Here is a 16,888-nt window from a genome sequence, read left to right on the forward strand (position 1 = left end):
CTACACTTTCGTGACCTGATCAACCAGTATCCTCAGGTCACACCTCAATTCCGCGCGGGAACCCGTCGCAACTTCGGTCTAGTGGGCGCGGCTACCCTGGTAACTGGTTCCCGAAAGTCGACGGCCAAGGGGTGTAGCTGCATCGAGCGGCGTCCGCGGCCAATGGGGCAGATAGGGGCGTCGCGTGTCGCGCGCGTCATGGTCGAGCGGACAGCTACGACGCATCCCACTCGGGGCGGCCGCGCCGGTGGCCCGGTCAGCCCATACTGCTTCCGCCGTTGACGCTGAGCACTTGCCCGGTGATGAAGCTGGCCTCCTCCGACGCCAAGAAAAGTACCGCGGCGGCGACTTCGTCGACCGTTGCCGGGCGTCGCATCGGGATGAGGCTGACCGCGATGTCGGTGATCGACCGGAATTCCTCCGACAACGTCCCGTCGGCCAGAGCCGCTTCGATTTCGGGGGTGAGCGTATAAGACGGCGCTACCGTGTTGAAGGTGATGCCGCTGGCGGCGTATTCGCGGGCCAGGCCCACCGCAAACGCGTGGACACCGCCCTTGGCGGCGTTGTAAATCGCGTGTCCGTTCAGGCCGTTGCGCACAGATTCGGCGCCAATGTTGACCACTCGGCCATAGCCCGACGTAACCATGTGGGGAAGGATGGCCAGCGTGCAGTTGAGCGTGGTCCACAAATTGTTGTCGATCGTGCGCCGGATCGTGTCGTCGGTGTGATGATCGGTTGCGGTGATCACGCCGCCGCCCGCGTTGTTGACGAGAATGTCGATGCCGCTCATGGTGGCAAGAGCCGTGGCCGAAAGTCGCTCGCCAGCCCCGGAACGGCTCAGGTCGTCGACGTGTCGGACCACCATCTGCTGGGGATCGTCGGCGAGAAGTCGCGTCGCCGCAACCTCCATCGCCGCATCGTCGGGACCGGCGAGCAGCACTGCGGCCCCTTCGGCCAGGAACCGACGCGCCACCCCGAATCCGATCCCCGTCGCGCCACCGGTGATCACCGCACGGCGCCCGGCCAGGCGGCCGGCAGTCACAGGATGATGCTCACGGCGCCGGCGGGCCGCAGGACCGTCATGTCCATGACCGCCCGCTTGTAGGAGATCCGCAAGGCATTGTCAGCGCGGCGCAGCCGATAGTCGTAGCGCCCCACATAGTGGTCGTCGCGCCCGTTGCGAAAGCGCCACACCGTGAAATACGCGCTCACGGCGATCTCACCGCCGGACTGATCGAGGATGCGCACGTTGCTGACTTGATGGCGGGTGGCTGCATGGGGATATTCCCGGTGCGCTTTGCGGCTGTTGAGTCGTTGCACCCGGGCCAACAACCGGGCCTTGTTGTCGTTGACCAGCACAAGGTCACGATCCGGTGCCGGGTCAGGCAGATCGTTGGCCGGGATGATGTATTGGGCATCGTCGGTGTAGAGCTCCATCCATTCATCAAGACGCCACTCGTCGAGCAGCTGCGCCTCGAGGTACAGCAGATCTTCAACTTCGGCGCGCTGAACACGAGCAGCATCGGTACGGACTTCGACAACCTCCTGCCCGATTGTCACGCCACTACCTCCCGCTGCGGGCTGACCTGCTCACGCCACCGCCGCCAGAACGCGCGCATCTGCTCCTCGTCGGTAGCTTCGGGCTCACGCGTCATCCCGCGGGAAATATCGTTCCACTCGACCCCTCCGCTGCGGAACCCGTCCTGACACGATTCCAGGGCCTCTATGTCGTCGGGCGTAGCCAGGCCCCCGGGGCCAAGGAAGCTCAGAAAGCTTTCCAGCCGCAGCGCCCGCGCCTGCGGAATTTCGGCCCGAGGCGCGAGATGCCAGCCGTTGACCTCCATATGATCGACCGCGGTAGGCATGAAGGTGCGCACCGTGACAGACTGGATGTCGTTGACGATCAGGTTGGGATAGATCAGCAGATTGCGGTTGTGGTCGGCCATCCTTTCGGCGCGTTCAGCACCATACAGCTCGACGAGCCGTGCCCGCAGCCTCTCGATTTCCAGCCGCGTCGACTCACCGAATTGCTTCTCCCACTTGGCGATCGGCCGACCCCACGGTGCCACATATTCCATCACGGCGTGTCCATGGCCTAATGCCCGGCCCCGCCCGGAAATCCCGCCGGCCACACAGATACCCATGGAGCTCAGGTACTTCATGTAAGTGTCGTGGGTGGGGACCGCGTGGTAGCCGTCGATGCTGTTCTCCACCAGCAGCTTCCAATTGGCGTCGATCGAATACTGATGGGAGCCTTTGATGATCTCCCACCCCGACTCCGACTCGTCGATAATCAGGTCGAGGTAATCGCGGGCACCCGCTAAATAGTCGACAAGGTGCTCGGCGTATTTGTCGAAGGTCACGAACACAAAACCGCGATAAGACTCCATCCCGGCCACGGGCTGCAAGCCCATCTCCTCCACCCGAAGCGCCGGCCCATACCCCTGGCGGTCGGGAACTCCGACCAGTCGGCCGTCGGTGTTGAACGACCACGCGTGGTAGAAGCACTGGAACACTTTGGTGTTGCCTGAATCTACGCGACACACCGTGGCGCCCCGATGCGGGCAGGTGTTGTGGAATGCCCGGATCTGCCCGGTTTTGGCGCTGCGCACGAAGATGAGCGGCCGCCCCGCTACCGAACGTCGCACAAAATCACCCGGAGCGCCGATCTCCGACTCGTGCCCCAGATACAGCCAGCAGTGGTCGAAGACAAGGTCGCGTTCGGCTTCGAATATCTGCGGGGAGGTCATCGCCGACCGGTGCACGCGAAACACGCCGTTCTCCGGATCGTCCACGATGAGCTGGGTCGCGGCCGTGATCATGATCCGTTCATCCTTTCCCCAAGGGCTAGGTGGCGCGCGTCCACGCCGGTCCGGCCGACTACTTCTTCTGCACCAGGCTAACGGCGCCTTGGCGCATTAACGCCGAATCCGGTTGCCGTTGCCGCTAGGCGGCATGTGCCGTCTTCGACGGGGACGAAACGTGCCGCTGCGTCCAGCCTGCCTTTCGGTTGGCCTCCATGGCCAGCTCCTTTTCAGCCGGGCAGGCGAACTGCTCGTCCCAGTGCCGCAGCCGCGGCTGGGCGATCAGGCGTTCCCACACAGGCGGCACCAATGCGCACACAAAGCACAGGAAAGCGCTGGGCATCTGCGGAGCGTCCGTGCGCGGTTTCAGTTCGTGGAATTTGTGCCGGCTGTCAAAATGGTGCTCGATGTGGTTGGTGATCTCCACGCCCAGCGGCCGGATGATCGTCCCGAGGTGGTTCCAGGCGTGATGCAACCGTATCGGCGATCCCGACACCCGGACCAGGCCGTAATGCTGAAGATAATTGAAACCTTCCACCAACAGCTTCGAGAAGACCATCGCCGCGGTGGCCACCGCCATCCCGATCAACCCGGCTGCGGCGTACACCGCCGCAAACAAGAGTGCGAGCAGGCCGATTTCGACGTAGACGGCGTTTTTCGGATGGAACACCGACATGTCGCGCTTCCGTAAACAGTTGACGCTAGTGACCACCCCGTCCTTCCACGCCCCGTAGGACGCCTGCCACATAAACGCGTAAATGCTCTGGCCACGCCTAGGTGTGTCGCTGTCGGCCTCGGTGCACAAGTCGAGATGGTGGGTCAATTTGTGCCCGACGTCGCGGTTGGGGTCCAGGTAGACGGTGCTGTACACCTTGGAGACGGCGCGCGGGAACCACGCGCGCCGATGCATGAGTTCGTGGGCGATCGGCAGGTTGGGCACCGCGCCAACCCACCCGACAGATAACACCATGCCGACAACGCCGGCCGCCGTGACTGTCCCGCCCGGCAAAGCTACCGCGGTGTGCCCCGTCCAAGCGCCCAACCGCAGTGCGAACAGCGTCCACAGCCCTACCAGCAGCGGCAGATGCAGGTACAGCGGCACGTCGGCCAGCCAGGCCGCACGAATGTTGCGGATCTTGTGGTCGGGCGGCAACCCGATGTCCAAGAACATCAGTATCGGGAAGGTTGCGATGCCGACCCAGACCCAGCCGCCACCTAGCCATAATCCGGCCGCGGTAACGCCGACGATGAGAGTTCCGAGGTAATACCGCAGAACGTCCATGTTTGTCTCCTCTTCTGAACTGGACTGTCGCGCGCAGGCTAGTAGATCAATACCGATTTGATGGCCCGGCCGGCTTCGGTGTCGGCAACGGCGGTGTTGATTTCGGTAAATGGATACCGTTTTACGATCTTGTCGAACGGGAATCGTCCGCGCAGGTGCAATTCGACCAGGCGGGGAATAAACACGCTCGGCACGGTGTCGCCTTCGATGATGCCTTTGACCGTGCGGCCGAACAGCAAATGCATGAGATCCAGCGAGACCTCCTGGCCCAGCGCGTTGGCGCCGACCAGGCCAGCGGTGCCACCGACGTTGAGCGCGGTGAAAGCCTGCCGCAGCGTCGTGGGTAACCCGACGGCATCCAGCGCGAAATCCGCGCCCCCACCGGTGACGGCCTGAATTTGCTCGACGGCGTCCTCAGCCGCTTGCACGGCGTGGGTGGCGCCCAGCTCGACGGCCATATCTAGTCGGGACGCGTTCAGGTCGACGGCAATGATCGGATCACAACCGGCGATCACCGCACCCATCACCGCGGCCAACCCGACCGCACCCGCGCCGAAGACGACGATGCTGGCACCCGCAGGGGGCGCCAGCGCATGGAGCACCGCGCCCGCGCCAGTTTGCATCCCGCAGCCCAACGGCCCTAGCAACTCCAGCGGCGCCTGATCGGACACCTTGACCGCGCTGCGCGCCGAGACGACAACGTGACTGCTAAACGAGGATTGGCCGAAAAAATGGGCGTTAAGTTTCCCGCCGTGACTATCGTGGTAGGCCGTCGACCCGTCGGCACGGCACCCACCAAAATTGAGCGGGGTAAAAGAATCGCAATTCATCGGATGACCGATCAGACAGTTACGGCACATGCTGCACGACATCGGCGCCAACACCACATGATCGCCCGGCGCAAGCAAGCCCACACCCGAGCCCACCGCCTCCACTACCCCCGCGCCTTCGTGCCCCAAGATCGCCGGTGGGCCAGGAGGCAACACCTGATCACGCACGATGATGTCGGTGTGACAAATACCGCTGGCGACGATACGCACCAACACCTCGTCGGCCCGAGGCTCACCCACCTCGACATCTTCGATGTGAAAGGGTCCGCTCTTTTCGCGGATGACAGCGGCCTTGCCCGCACTCGCCATGATCTTTCCTCGGATTTCGCTCAGTTGGCCGACGGCGGCGAGTCCAGATAAATCGATTTCAACTGCTCGTAAGCGGCCAGCCCTTCCGGCCCGAGCTCACGGCCGAGACCGCTGGCCTTCACCCCACCAAACGGTGCGGTCGGGTCAGGCAGGTAATTGTTGATCCCAATCGTGCCGGTCTGTACCCGGCGCGCCACCGCAACCGCACGCTCGGGATCACTGGTCCAGATGCTGCCACCCAACCCGTATTCAGAGTCATTGGCGATAGCCACCGCCTCATCGACATCGGTGTAGCCGATCAACGACAACACCGGACCGAAAATCTCCTCCCGCGCCACCACAGAGGCGTTATCGACGTCAGCCAGCACCGTCGGCTCGACAAACCACCCCTTCTCCAACTGCGCGGGCCGGCCCCCACCCACGGTGACTCTCGCGCCCCCTGCGCGCCCCTGGGCGATATAGCCTTCCACCCGTTGGCGGTGGCCAGCGCTGACCATTGGGCCGATTTGGGTGTCGGGATCAAGCGCGTCACCAACATTCAGACCCCCAACAAAACCTGAGAAGACATCCACGATCTCCGCATAGCGGCTACGCGGCACCAAAACCCGGGTGGACAAATAACAGGTCTGGCCGTTGTTGAGCAGTGTCGCGCCGAACAGGCTCTGCGCCGTGGTCGCCAAATCCAAATCAGCGTCGTCGAGGATGATCGCCGCCGACTTACCACCCAGCTCCAAGGTGACCGGGCGCAGGATCCGACCACACACCTCGCCGATCTGGCGACCCGCAGCCGTCGACCCGGTAAAGGCGACCTTGTCAATCCGCGGATGCGAAACAAGGTAGGCGCCGATATCACGCCCACCCGTGACGATGTTGACCACGCCCGGCGGCAGCCCGGCCTCCTGCACAGCCTCGGCCAGCAGGTAGCTATCTAGCATCGTCTCCGGCGAAGGCTTGATCACCACCGTGCATCCCGCCGCCAACGCCGGAGCGTACTTGAAGGAGGCAAGGGTCTGCGGATAATTCCACGGCACAATCGCGGCCACCACACCGATCGGGTCACGACGCACCAGTGTTGTCCCACCAAACAGACCGGGGCGGCGCTCCTCGGGATCGCGATCACGAACCATGCCCGCGTAATAGCGTAACAAAGTGGCCGGGAACACCGCTTCCAACTGACGCGACACTGCGATCGGCATCCCGTTCTGACCGCTGACCCGAAGCGCGATCTCCTCGGCACGCTTATCCAGCCCGTCAGCTAGCCGCTCCAACGCCTCCGCCCGCCGAGCAGGCTCCCACCGCGACCATCCCGCCGGGTCGTCGAACGCATCACGCGCAGCCCCAACCGCGGCATCAACGTCACTCCGGGTGGCCTCCGGCACCTGCCCCAGCACCTCCTCGGTGCTGGCCGACACCACCGTGATCGGCGTCGCCCCAGCCGACTGGACCCACCCGCCACCGATGAACAGCGCGTCATACGTCAACGACATGTTGTCCCCTTCTCCGAGGCCGGCAAATGAGCCAGCTCACCAGGAGCTAAGCAATGTGAACTACGTCATACCAAGGATAGAGGTTATCAGCCGGAATAGTCAAGTCACATAACTAGTACTGCCAAGCGGGACCGCGGGCGACGTAGAACGCTGCGAACACCTGCGGCATCCGCTCCCAGACCGCTACGACGGGGTCGATGTGACCGGTGGATTCTCGCTCAGCTCAGCTGGGCGCAGACGCATCCGCCTCGACGCTGCCGCCGACGACGACTTCCAGCCGCGAGTTCAGGGAAATTCAAACAACGAATCGATGCCCAGGTAGCTGGCCCGGACTTGCGCTGCGAGCCACCGGGCGCAGGATTTAGTCAGCTATGACGCTGTTGCCCGCGCGCTAGCGCGCCCTTGTCGCGACATCGACGCCGGGGACGCGGCGCCTTGGCCGTCATGCACGGAAACCGTGGGCATGGCCGTCGACGCAGTTGCCATCGAGGCCTGGAAGCGGTCTAGCAGTGCCCCCAATTGCTGCAATTCATCAGTGGTCAACCCACTGGTCAGGCCCTTAAGAAAGCGCCAGTGGCGGGGCAGGAAATCAGCCAAGAACGCTTCGGCGGCCGGGGTGATCTCGACCAAGAACGAACGACGGTCATGGGGATTGAGCACCCGCTGCACCAGGGATCGCTGCGCGAGGGTGTCGATCAGACCGGTCAGGTTGGCGCGCCGAACGGAGAGCAGCTCAGCGAGCTCCCCCATCGTGACCGGCTCCTGCACCCGGTGCAACACGCTAAGTGTCTGGAACTGGCTCAGACTCAGTTTGTAGGGGGCGAGTTCGGCGGCGTGCGTGCGGTCGACGGCCGCAACGGCGCGATACAACATCATCATCACGGTCAGCGCCTCCGGGTCGAAATCGTCGCCAGCTTCGCGCGCGCTGCGCCTGACTTGCTGAGCCACCGACAAGCCAGCCCGACCTGCCGTGGCACCAGGATTTCGAGCTGCTGGTTGCGACGTCAACTGCATTCCAACTTTCGCGGTGGCACCGGCTTCGGTGAAAAGGCTAGCACAGAACGTTCGTTGACCTAGATATTTATATCACTGTACTATCAGGGCTTGTGGGCTGCGACCACAGGAAGGACGGCAATGGCCGAGATACTAGGTATCGGGTTGTCACATTATCCGCCGCTGAGCGGCCGCGACGAGGACATGGCCGGCCTGCTACGACTTGCCCTCGACGATCCGGCCATCCCGGCTGCGCAGAAAGATCCCGCGAATTGGCCGGAACTGATGTGTCGAGAATGGGGTTCCGACGAGGGCCGCTCGGCCGCGGCCGGTCATCGCGCCGCCCTGGTCACCAGATTTGAGCACGCCCGCAAGGCCCTCGACGAGTTCGCGCCGGACGTGGTGCTGATATGGGGCGATGACCAGTACGAGAACTTCCGCGAAGACATCATCCCCCCATATTCGGTGCAGGCCTACGACGACATGGAGATTCGGCCCTGGGCGCAGGCCGATCACTCATCGAATATGGCCGGCCGCGCCAACGCCTGGAACGAACCCGCCGACACGACGGCGTTTAAAGTGCGGGGGCGCCGGGACATTGCCAAGCATCTCGTCACCGCACTGCTGGACCGTGGTATCGACATCGCTTACGCATATGAGCCACTTCACCATCCTGGGCTTCCCCACGCGTTCCTCAACGCCATTTTGTACCTGGACTATCACCGCACGGGTTTCGACTACCCGGTCATCGCGTTTCCGATCAATTGCTATGGGCGTCGGGTGATCAGCTACCGGGGTTTCGCCAGCCGGCTCGATGACGTACGGGATCTCGACCCACCCTCACCGCAGCCGGCGCGGATGATGGCCGTGGGCGCAGCGGTCGGACAGATCATGGCCGAGTCGCCATGGCGGGTTGCCCTGGTGGCGTCCTCGAGCTGGTCGCACGCCTTCCTGTGTGACAAGACCTACCGGTTGCGGCCTGACACAGCCAGCGACCGCTATCTCTACGACCGGCTCGCCGCCGGCGATGTCGACGCCTGGCGCGCGGTATCTGTGTCCGACCTGGAGGAATCGGGTCAACAGGAACTGCTCAACTGGTTCCCGCTGCTGGGCGCCATGGACGCACTGGGCTCGCCGACACCATCGTGGTCGGAGTTTGTCGGGACCGACGTCTTCAACTCCAACAAAGTGTTTGCGATCTATCAGCCCTGACACCACGGCATCAGCCAGCATGGACAACGCTCGATCAACTTCCGCAAGGTGTGCAATTTTATGACGCAGCCGACAATATGGTCGGACCGGCTTGCCGGGCTTGCCGCGGGCACGATCGATTTCCACACCCACGCGATCGATCCCGATCTGCCTGACATCGGGGCAACGCATCATGGATGTTTTCCTCGTGTCGAACGCACCGGTGAGCGCACCGCCCAGATCATCTGCAACGACCACGTGTATCGCAATGTCGACGACACCTGTTGGTCAACGGCAGCTCGGATCCGTGACATGGACAGCGAAGACATCGCCGTGCAAGTTCTTTCCCCGATCCCGGTGACCTTGTGCCACGAGCAGCCGGCGGCAGGAGCGGCGGAATTGGCCCGGGCCCAGAACGACTTCCTGGCAGCCACCGTTGCGTCGGCCCCGCACCGGTTCCTGGCCCTCGGCGCGGTGCCGCTGCAGGACCCGCCACGGGCGATCCAAGAATTGGCCCGGTGTGTCACCGAGCTCGGGTTTGTGGGCGTCGAGATCGGAACCCGCGTCGGAGAATTCGAGCTCGCCGACGTCCGGTTCAGGCCGTTTTTCGATGCTGCGTCGTCGCTGTCTGCGGTGATCTTCATCCACCCGGTCGACCGCGACCTCAACCCGCGGGTGACCAACCTTGGCCTGGGGTTTGGGATCGGCATGCCCACCGAAACGGCGACTGCCGCGGCGGCGTTGTTGTCCGCCGGTATCGTGCCGGCCGCACCCGGTGCACGGATCGTGCTCGCACACGGGGCAGGCGCGCTTCCCGCACTGCTACCGCGTCTGGACCGCGGGCAGCGCCTCGTCGCCACCCCGGAGGGTGCCGAGCGGCTCTCCAGTGTGGCACGCCGGCTGTGGTGTGACTCGCTGACTTACGACGTCGCGAGCCTGCAGCTGGCGGTACAACGATTCGGCGCCGACCACGTGGTACTGGGCACCGACTATCCGTTCGCAGCTCGCGAACAACCCGCCGGAGTTGTTCTGGCCCACCTCGATCCCCGGCTGAAGCTGCGCCTGGCCAGCCAGAACGCCTACACCCTGTGTTCGGGCGTCGAGATGGCTAAACAATCGTCGCGAGTTGGGACTTGACGCATGTTGTCACCCGCACCGAACAGCTCACGGTCGACAAGCCGCGTCGAAGACGCCGGTAACCTCGCAAACCAGAAGGGAAATGCCTCGCTATGACCACCGACGCTGACACCACAAACCCTGCCATCGGTGCGTCCGTCGATGCTGGCGGAATCATCACCAACTATCTGCACGCAGGCGACGCGGCCGCCACACCTGTGGTGTTGTTGCACGGCTCGGGGCCCGGTGTGTCGGCGTATGCCAACTGGCGGACGACCATCCCCAGCCTGGCCGCCTCTAACCATGTTTTCGCGCCCGACCTCGCCGGCTTCGGCTACACCCAACGGCCCGACGGCTACCGCTACACCATGGACAACTGGATCACTCACGTCGAGGGGTTCCTCGCCGCGCTCGGGCTGCAGTCCTATTCGCTAGTGGGCAACAGCTTCGGCGGTGCGCTAGCGCTGCGGCTGGCCACCAAACACCCCGATCAGGTTCGGCGCCTGGTGCTGATGGGCAGCGTCGGGGTCCCTTTCTTGATGACGGAGGGACTCGAGGCGGTCTGGGGTTATGAGCCCTCAGTCCCGGCAATGCGCCGCGTGATGGATTTTTTCGCCTACAACCGTGAGTTGATCACTGACGAGCTGGCAGCGACACGCTATGAGGCCAGCGTTCAACCGGGCTTCCAGGAATCCTACGCGGCGATGTTCCCCGCCCCCCGCCAGCGCTGGCTCGACGCGATGTCGACCGACGAGAACACGATCCGCGGGGTCCAGTGCCCCACTTTGATCATCCACGGCCGCGAGGACCGGGTCATCCCTCCCGACACCTCCCGAAAGCTCTTCGAGCTGATCCCCAACGCTCAGCTCCATATGTTCGGACAATGCGGGCACTGGACACAAATTGAGCATGCGGCGGAGTTCAATCATCTCGTCGCTTCCTTCCTCGCCGACGAACAGCAATCATTGCTTGCTGATCAGCTCAAGAAGAGGCCATCGTGAAACTGTTCTCGCGCGCCAAAAGTCACGCACCGCGCACTGCCACGATCACCGGTACCAACAAGGTGTTCGAGGTACCGGGGAAAGATTCCATCCTCAACGAGGCATTGGCCGCCGGTATCCCATTCCCGCACAGCTGCACCGTTGGGACGTGTGGCACCTGCAAGTCCAAGCTCGTCCACGGCAAGGTGCGCGAAATCGTCGATTCCGCGATCACTTTAAGTGCACAAGAACTGCGTGACGGCTACATCCTGGCGTGCCAAAGCATTGCTCGGACGTCCGTCGAACTTGACGTAGCCGGCCTGGCCGACATGCCAGAGCACCCCCTCATACACACCGATGCTGTGATCTCTTCACACCGGACGCTCACCCACGATATCGCCGAAATCGTACTGACCCTTGACAAAGACCTCGACTACACCGCCGGCCAATACGCCGAACTCCGCATCGACGGAGCGACGGGCCCCCGGTCGTATTCCTTTGCCACCGCTCCGGGCGAAACGGACCGGCGCCGCGTGACCTTTTACGTCCGCCACGTGGCGGGGGGGCAATTCAGCGACTGGTTGTTCGAAAACAACAGGCAAAACGCGCAACTGCAACTGGCCGGCCCGTTCGGCGATCTCTGGCTGCGCCCGGCTGACGAACCCATTTTGTGCGTCGCTGGCGGCAGCGGACTCGCGCCAATCAAGGCCCTACTCGAAGACGCCGCGCGCCAAGGCTGTAAGCGTCAGACCGTTTTACTCTTCGGGGCCCGAACACAGCGCGATTTATACTGTCTGGAGGAGTTAGACGCACTGGAACGCTCATGGGATGGGCAATTCGAATTCCGGGCCATCCTGTCGGAAGAGTCACCGGAGTCGACCTGGGCGGGTGCTCGCGGGTTCGTCACCGACGTGCTGCGCCAGTTGCCGAACCAGTTCGTGCACGACTGCCACGTGTACACGTGCGGCCCACCGGTGATGATCGACGCGCTAGAAGCCGCTCTGCACGAGATCCGAGCCGACCCGCGACATTTCTACGCCGATCGGTTTGTCACTCGCATCCCCGGTGCCGCGCAAACACTGTGACGTTGCGCCTCACCGAGACGGTGTGACGCCAACCCACCGCGACTGAAGGCCGGCAGCACCGGAAGCCACCGTCAAATACAGCCGAAACTGCCAGATACTCCCGGCATCTCAACCAGCGCGGCGCAAGCGTGTCGAACAATTCGGCTCGCGTTGTTCGCTACCGCGTCATAATGGCTGCTAGCGGCGATATCTGCCGACGAACAATGCTAGGTTAACGCTAGCAATTTACCTAGTGTGATGGGCGCCACCGCGTGCGATGGTTGCAGCACACCCCCCGTTGGAGGCAATGATGAGCGCACCGATTACCGAGAACCTCGACCACCTCGCAACCGTCCTCGCCGACGCGTTGATCGAAGACCCGCAGGCCGGCCGCTACCAGGTCAACCGCCGGATCTTCACCGACGCCGAGGTCTTCGAGTTGGAGATGAAGTACATCTTCGAGGGCAACTGGGTCTACCTCGCTCACGAAAGCCAACTGCCCAACCCGGGTGATTACTTCACCACCTACATCGGCCGCCAGCCGGTGGTCATCACCCGCGACAAGGGCGGTGCACTGCACTGCCTGATCAACGCGTGCGCGCACCGCGGCGCGATGGTGTGTCGCCGTAAGACCGACAACCGGATGACGCTAACCTGCCCGTTTCACGGCTGGACATTCCGCAACGACGGTAGCCTGCTCAAGGTCAAAGACCCCGACGGTGCCGGCTACCCGCCCACCTTCGACCACAACGGATCCCACGACATGACCAAGGTCGCTCGGTTCGACAGCTATCGGGGGTTCCTGTTCGGCAGCCTCAACGCCGACGTGCTGCCGTTGACCGAGCATCTTGGCGACGCCACCAAGATCATCGACCTGCTCGTCGACCAGGCCCCCGACGGCCTGGAGGTGCTGCGGGGTTCGTCGACCTACACCTTCGACGGCAATTGGAAGGTGCAGGCCGAAAACGGGGCTGATGGCTACCACGTTTCGGCCACGCACTGGAATTATGTGGCCACCACGTCGCGGCGGTCCAGCGGTGAATCCAAAACCGACACCAAGGTGCTCGATGCCGGTAGCTGGGGTAAACACGGCGGCGGCTACTGGTCGTTCCCGAACGGGCATGTGTGCCTGTGGACCTGGGTGCCGAATCCGCAGGACCGGCCGCTGTGGGACAGGATCGGCGAGTTGAAAGCCACCCTGGGTGCGGCTAAGGGTGAGTTCATGATCAAGGGCTCCCGCAACTTGGGGATCTACCCCAATGTCTATCTGATGGACCAAATGTCGACGCAGATTAGACATTTCCGGCCGGTCGCGCCGGAGAAGACCGAAGTGACCATTTACTGTGTCGCCCCCAAGGGTGAGAGCCCGGCGGACCGGGCGCACCGCATCCGCCAATACGAAGACTTCTTCAACGCCTCCGGTATGGCCACGCCGGACGACCTGGAGGAGTTCCGCTCCTGCCAGCGCGCATTTCACGCGAGCGCCGCGCCGTGGAACGACATGAGCCGCGGCGCCGAGCATTGGCTATCCGGCCCAGACCCGGTCGCCGAATCGCTTGGCATGGATCAGATTATCTCATCCGGCGCCCGCAACGAGGACGAGGGTCTCTACCTGGCGCAGCACGGTTATTGGCTGCAGACCATGCAGGCCGCGCTCGCCCGGGAAGCGGCCCAGCAGACGGAGCATGTCTGATGACTACCGCGCAGAACACCGACACCGGTGGGAAATTGATCACCCAGAACATGGTCGAACAATTCCTCTACCGCGAGGCCCGCTATCTCGATGACCGTGAGTTCGAAAAATGGCTGGAGTGCTACGCCGACGACGTCGTCTACTGGCTACCAACCTGGGACGACGCCGACCGGCTGGTCGAAGACCCGCAGCGCGACATTTCGCTGATCTACTACGCCAACAAGGGCGGACTGGAAGACCGGATCTTCCGGATCCGCACGGAGCGTTCCTCGGCCACCTCTCTTCCCGAGCCGCGCACCAGCCACAACATCACCAACGTCGAAGTCATCGAGCGCCGCGGCGATGTTGTCGACGTGCGATTCAACTGGCACACCATGTATTTCCGCTACCAGACCATCGACCCGTACTACGGTACGTCGTTTTACACCATCGACTTTTCTGCTGGGCAGCCACTTATCCGGCGCAAGACCGTGGTGCTGAAAAACGACTACATCCACCACGTGGTCGACGTCTACCACTTCTGAAAGTAGCGACATGACCGTCCCGGTCGCCACCTACCAGGTCGCGCTTTCGTTCGAAGACGGGGTCACCCGGTTCATCACCTGCCGCGCCGATCAGACCGTCGCCGACGCGTCGTATCGGCAGCGCATCAACATCCCGTTGGACTGCCGCGACGGCGCGTGCGGCACCTGCAAGGCGTTGTGCGAATCGGGTCGCTACGATGGGGGCACCTATATTGCTGACGCGCTGTCCGCCGACGAGGCCGCGGCCGGTTACGTGCTGCCCTGCAGCATGAAGCCCCGCTCGGACCTGGTGCTGCAGATCGCCAGTACCTCGCAAGTCGCCAAGACCACGGCAGCCCGCTACACCGCAACGCTCGCTGCGCTGCAACGGCTTTCACCGACGACTGTAAAGATCGGCATCGATGTCACCGACCGCGACCAATTGGCGTTTCTCCCCGGCCAATACGTCAACATCACCGTGCCGGGCACCGGCCTCACCCGGTCCTACTCGTTCAGCAATTCGCCCGCCGATCAGCGGCTGACTTTTCTGATCAAACTGACGCCGGGCGGTGTGATGTCGAGCTATCTGACCGAACGGGCGATAGTCGGAGACGACCTCGAATTCACCGGCCCGCACGGTTCATTCTTCCTGCGTGAGGCCGACCGGCCGGCGCTGATGCTCGCCGGCGGCACTGGTCTCGCGCCGATCCTGTCGATGCTGCGCAAGTTGCGTGGCCAGTCCAACCGTCGCAAAGTGCACCTCATCTACGGTGTCACCGGCGACGACGACCTCGTGGCGCTCGACGAATTGGCCCAGGCATCCGCCCAGCTGCCCGGGTTCAGCTGGGATTACTGCGTCGCCGACCCGAACAGCTCGGCCCCCAACAAGGGACCGGACAAGGCCTACGTCACCAGTCTCATCCACACTGAACACCTCTACGACGGCGACGTCGCGGTCTACCTATGCGGGCCGCCGCCCATGGTCGACGCCGTGCGTCAACACTTCCGCGCCGCCGGGCTCGAACCAACCGGCTTCTACTACGAGAAATTCGCACTCGCCGCCGCTGCCGGCCAAGCGGCCCCTCTCGACGCGCAAGCCGGGCAGACCCGCGATGACGAACAGCTGCTACCCGCAGCCGATGCCCGAGCGGTCGGCGGCCAGATCGTGCTGCCCGCCAGGGAAATTCGCGCCTGGGCCGGGGCGGTACCCGTCACCGACGACGATAAGGCCATCCGCCGGATAGCAGAACAAGAAATTTTCCCAGCCCTGGTCGGCGAACAGCCTCGCGCGCCCGCCTCTGTGTCGGGTCCGCAACCACCGGAAACGGTTAGTCCAGACGGTTACCAGATCGGCGAGGAACACCCGGCCATGCACGAGTCCGACGCGGTGTTCGAAGCCCGGCAAGCCCTCGAACTCGGCGCGCTGGATCTGACCTTGGGCCGGCTGAGCAGCCAACAGCTCGCCGGCTACCGATTACTGGCCGAATCGACGCTCCCCTACGTCGACGGTGACAGGTTCGTCGACGCCGCCGAGTACACCGCAACCAACGCGGCGTTTCATGATTACCTGTTCACCCTGACTGGCAACCAGCATCTGCTGCAGGCCTACCAGGCCCTCGATATCAAGGGCCGGATGAGCGAAGCGCTGCGCAACGCGACCTGGTGCCACCCGTTGGTCGCCCAAGACCACATCGACATCGTCGACGCGTTCGAGGCCGGCGACTACGCGGCTGCGCGGGCGCTGATCATGGCGCACGCCGAACGCTCCAAGCAGTCGATGCGCCGCGCCATGGCGGATGCGCTCACGGCGCGGGGCCCGCAGCTCCTCACCCCCGGACGTTTCGCCGGCAAGGTCGCCGTCGTCACCGGAGCGGCGCAAGGGATCGGCGAGCAAACCGCCCGGCGGATCAACGCCGAGGGCGGAACACTGGTGCTAGCCGACCGCTCCGAGTTCGTGAAGGAACTCGCCGACGAACTGGCGTCCGTCGGGCCGCAAACGTTAGCCGTCACCGTCGACCTCGAATCCGCGCAAGGAGCCAGAACCCTTGTACAGCAAGCGCTGTCGTCTTTCGGGCGCATCGACGTGCTGATCAACAACGTCGGCGGTGCGATCAACTTCAAACCGTTCACCGAGTTCACCGACGCTGAGATCCGCGCCGAGATCGACCGCTCGCTGCTGACCACGCTGTATTGCTGTCGCGCCGCGCTCCCGCCGATGGTGCAACGCGGCGCTGGTGTGATCGTCAACGTCTCCTCGGCGGCGACCCGCGGCATTCACCGCATCCCTTACTCAGCGGCCAAGGGCGGGATCAACGCGCTCACCGCCTCGCTCGCGATGGAGTACGCCGACGCCGGCATCCGAGTCGTCGCGACTGCCCCGGGCGGAACTGAGGCACCCCCGCGCCGGATCTCGCGCGGGACTCCCGAACCCACCAACGACGCCGAGCGGGCCTGGTTCCAAACCCACATCGACCAGAGCGTCGCCTCCTCGCTGATGAAACGCTACGGCACCCTCGCCGAACAGGCCGCGGCGATCTGCTTCCTGGCGTCCGACGAGGCGTCCTACATCACCGGCAGCGTGCTCCCCGTCGCCGGCGGTGACCAGGGTTAACGTCGGGCCGACACCGTCTCGCAGC

At 63.6% G+C, this 16,888-nt stretch carries 14 protein-coding genes; 7 read left to right on the forward strand and 7 right to left on the reverse strand.

The window, feature by feature from the left end; genetic code table 11:
- Nucleotides 1-256 precede the first annotated feature (256 nt).
- The 7 genes from FPZ47_RS13865 to FPZ47_RS13895 all read right to left on the reverse strand — a co-directional run bounded on the left by FPZ47_RS13865 (nt 257) and on the right by FPZ47_RS13895 (nt 7,660).
- Nucleotides 257-1,042 (reverse strand): SDR family NAD(P)-dependent oxidoreductase, encoded by a 786-nt coding sequence (locus tag FPZ47_RS13865; protein ID WP_144952186.1) that lies wholly within the window; start codon nt 1,040-1,042, stop codon nt 257-259.
- On the reverse strand, nt 1,039-1,560 hold the full coding sequence (locus FPZ47_RS13870) for an aromatic-ring-hydroxylating dioxygenase subunit beta (protein ID WP_246133421.1): 522 nt from the start codon (nt 1,558-1,560) through the stop codon (nt 1,039-1,041). Before FPZ47_RS13870 ends, FPZ47_RS13865 begins: the two co-directional genes overlap by 4 nt.
- Entirely contained in the window at nt 1,557-2,822 is a 1,266-nt protein-coding gene (locus tag FPZ47_RS13875; RefSeq protein WP_144952184.1) for an aromatic ring-hydroxylating oxygenase subunit alpha, read from the reverse strand. Before FPZ47_RS13875 ends, FPZ47_RS13870 begins: the two co-directional genes overlap by 4 nt.
- A 124-nt stretch (nt 2,823-2,946) precedes the next feature.
- Complete coding sequence (locus FPZ47_RS13880; protein WP_144952168.1) at nt 2,947-4,086, reverse strand: alkane 1-monooxygenase; 1,140 nt, start codon at nt 4,084-4,086, stop codon at nt 2,947-2,949.
- A gap of 38 nt (nt 4,087-4,124) precedes the next feature.
- Nucleotides 4,125-5,225 carry an NAD(P)-dependent alcohol dehydrogenase gene (locus FPZ47_RS13885; protein WP_144952166.1) on the reverse strand — a complete coding sequence of 367 codons (1,101 nt, stop codon included), beginning with the start codon at nt 5,223-5,225 and terminating at the stop codon, nt 4,125-4,127.
- Nucleotides 5,226-5,245: 20 nt separating this feature from the next.
- Complete coding sequence (locus FPZ47_RS13890) at nt 5,246-6,712, reverse strand: aldehyde dehydrogenase (RefSeq protein WP_144952165.1); 1,467 nt, start codon at nt 6,710-6,712, stop codon at nt 5,246-5,248.
- Between the two features lie 369 nt (nt 6,713-7,081).
- Nucleotides 7,082-7,660 carry a MarR family winged helix-turn-helix transcriptional regulator gene (locus FPZ47_RS13895; protein ID WP_168209446.1) on the reverse strand — a complete coding sequence of 193 codons (579 nt, stop codon included), beginning with the start codon at nt 7,658-7,660 and terminating at the stop codon, nt 7,082-7,084.
- A gap of 186 nt (nt 7,661-7,846) precedes the next feature.
- On the opposite strand from FPZ47_RS13895, the gene FPZ47_RS13900 reads away from it, so the two are divergent.
- The 7 genes from FPZ47_RS13900 (at nt 7,847) to benC (ending at nt 16,863) form a co-directional block, all read left to right on the forward strand.
- Nucleotides 7,847-8,917 (forward strand): DODA-type extradiol aromatic ring-opening family dioxygenase, encoded by a 1,071-nt coding sequence (locus tag FPZ47_RS13900; RefSeq protein WP_144952198.1) that lies wholly within the window; start codon nt 7,847-7,849, stop codon nt 8,915-8,917.
- Between the two features lie 60 nt (nt 8,918-8,977).
- A complete protein-coding gene (locus FPZ47_RS13905; RefSeq protein ID WP_144952162.1) occupies nt 8,978-10,033 on the forward strand; it encodes an amidohydrolase family protein in 1,056 nt (351 codons plus the stop codon).
- A 92-nt stretch (nt 10,034-10,125) separates the two neighbouring features.
- Nucleotides 10,126-11,013 carry an alpha/beta fold hydrolase gene (locus tag FPZ47_RS13910; RefSeq protein ID WP_144952160.1) on the forward strand — a complete coding sequence of 296 codons (888 nt, stop codon included), beginning with the start codon at nt 10,126-10,128 and terminating at the stop codon, nt 11,011-11,013.
- Nucleotides 11,010-12,077: a 2Fe-2S iron-sulfur cluster-binding protein gene (locus FPZ47_RS13915; protein ID WP_144952159.1), complete on the forward strand. Its 1,068-nt coding sequence runs from the start codon at nt 11,010-11,012 to the stop codon at nt 12,075-12,077. The genes FPZ47_RS13910 and FPZ47_RS13915 overlap by 4 nt, the downstream gene beginning before the upstream one ends.
- 289 nt (nt 12,078-12,366) lie before the next feature.
- The gene (locus FPZ47_RS13920; RefSeq protein ID WP_168209447.1) at nt 12,367-13,749 is read left to right on the forward strand and encodes a Rieske 2Fe-2S domain-containing protein; all 1,383 of its coding nucleotides are present in this window, start codon (nt 12,367-12,369) and stop codon (nt 13,747-13,749) included.
- The gene (benB, locus tag FPZ47_RS13925; RefSeq protein ID WP_144952157.1) at nt 13,749-14,273 is read left to right on the forward strand and encodes a benzoate 1,2-dioxygenase small subunit; all 525 of its coding nucleotides are present in this window, start codon (nt 13,749-13,751) and stop codon (nt 14,271-14,273) included. Before FPZ47_RS13920 ends, benB begins: the two co-directional genes overlap by 1 nt.
- 10 nt (nt 14,274-14,283) lie before the next feature.
- A complete protein-coding gene (gene benC / locus FPZ47_RS13930; protein WP_144952155.1) occupies nt 14,284-16,863 on the forward strand; it encodes a benzoate 1,2-dioxygenase electron transfer component BenC in 2,580 nt (859 codons plus the stop codon).
- Nucleotides 16,864-16,888: the final 25 nt, after the last annotated feature.

This window comes from Mycobacterium helveticum, from assembly GCF_007714205.1.
Taxonomy (GTDB): domain Bacteria; phylum Actinomycetota; class Actinomycetes; order Mycobacteriales; family Mycobacteriaceae; genus Mycobacterium; species Mycobacterium helveticum.

Bases quoted from the DNA above. Each gene is read 5' to 3' on its own strand.
- FPZ47_RS13875 (WP_144952184.1), bottom strand. From the start codon at position 2,822: ATGATCACGGCCGCGACCCAGCTCATCGTGGACGATCCGGAGAACGGC.
- FPZ47_RS13880 (WP_144952168.1), bottom strand. From the start codon at position 4,086: ATGGACGTTCTGCGGTATTACCTCGGAACTCTCATCGTCGGCGTTACC.
- FPZ47_RS13885 (WP_144952166.1), bottom strand. From the start codon at position 5,225: ATGGCGAGTGCGGGCAAGGCCGCTGTCATCCGCGAAAAGAGCGGACCC.
- FPZ47_RS13890 (WP_144952165.1), bottom strand. From the start codon at position 6,712: ATGTCGTTGACGTATGACGCGCTGTTCATCGGTGGCGGGTGGGTCCAG.
- FPZ47_RS13900 (WP_144952198.1), top strand. From the start codon at position 7,847: ATGGCCGAGATACTAGGTATCGGGTTGTCACATTATCCGCCGCTGAGC.
- FPZ47_RS13905 (WP_144952162.1), top strand. From the start codon at position 8,978: ATGACGCAGCCGACAATATGGTCGGACCGGCTTGCCGGGCTTGCCGCG.
- FPZ47_RS13910 (WP_144952160.1), top strand. From the start codon at position 10,126: ATGACCACCGACGCTGACACCACAAACCCTGCCATCGGTGCGTCCGTC.
- FPZ47_RS13920 (WP_168209447.1), top strand. From the start codon at position 12,367: ATGAGCGCACCGATTACCGAGAACCTCGACCACCTCGCAACCGTCCTC.
- benB (WP_144952157.1), top strand. From the start codon at position 13,749: ATGACTACCGCGCAGAACACCGACACCGGTGGGAAATTGATCACCCAG.
- benC (WP_144952155.1), top strand. From the start codon at position 14,284: ATGACCGTCCCGGTCGCCACCTACCAGGTCGCGCTTTCGTTCGAAGAC.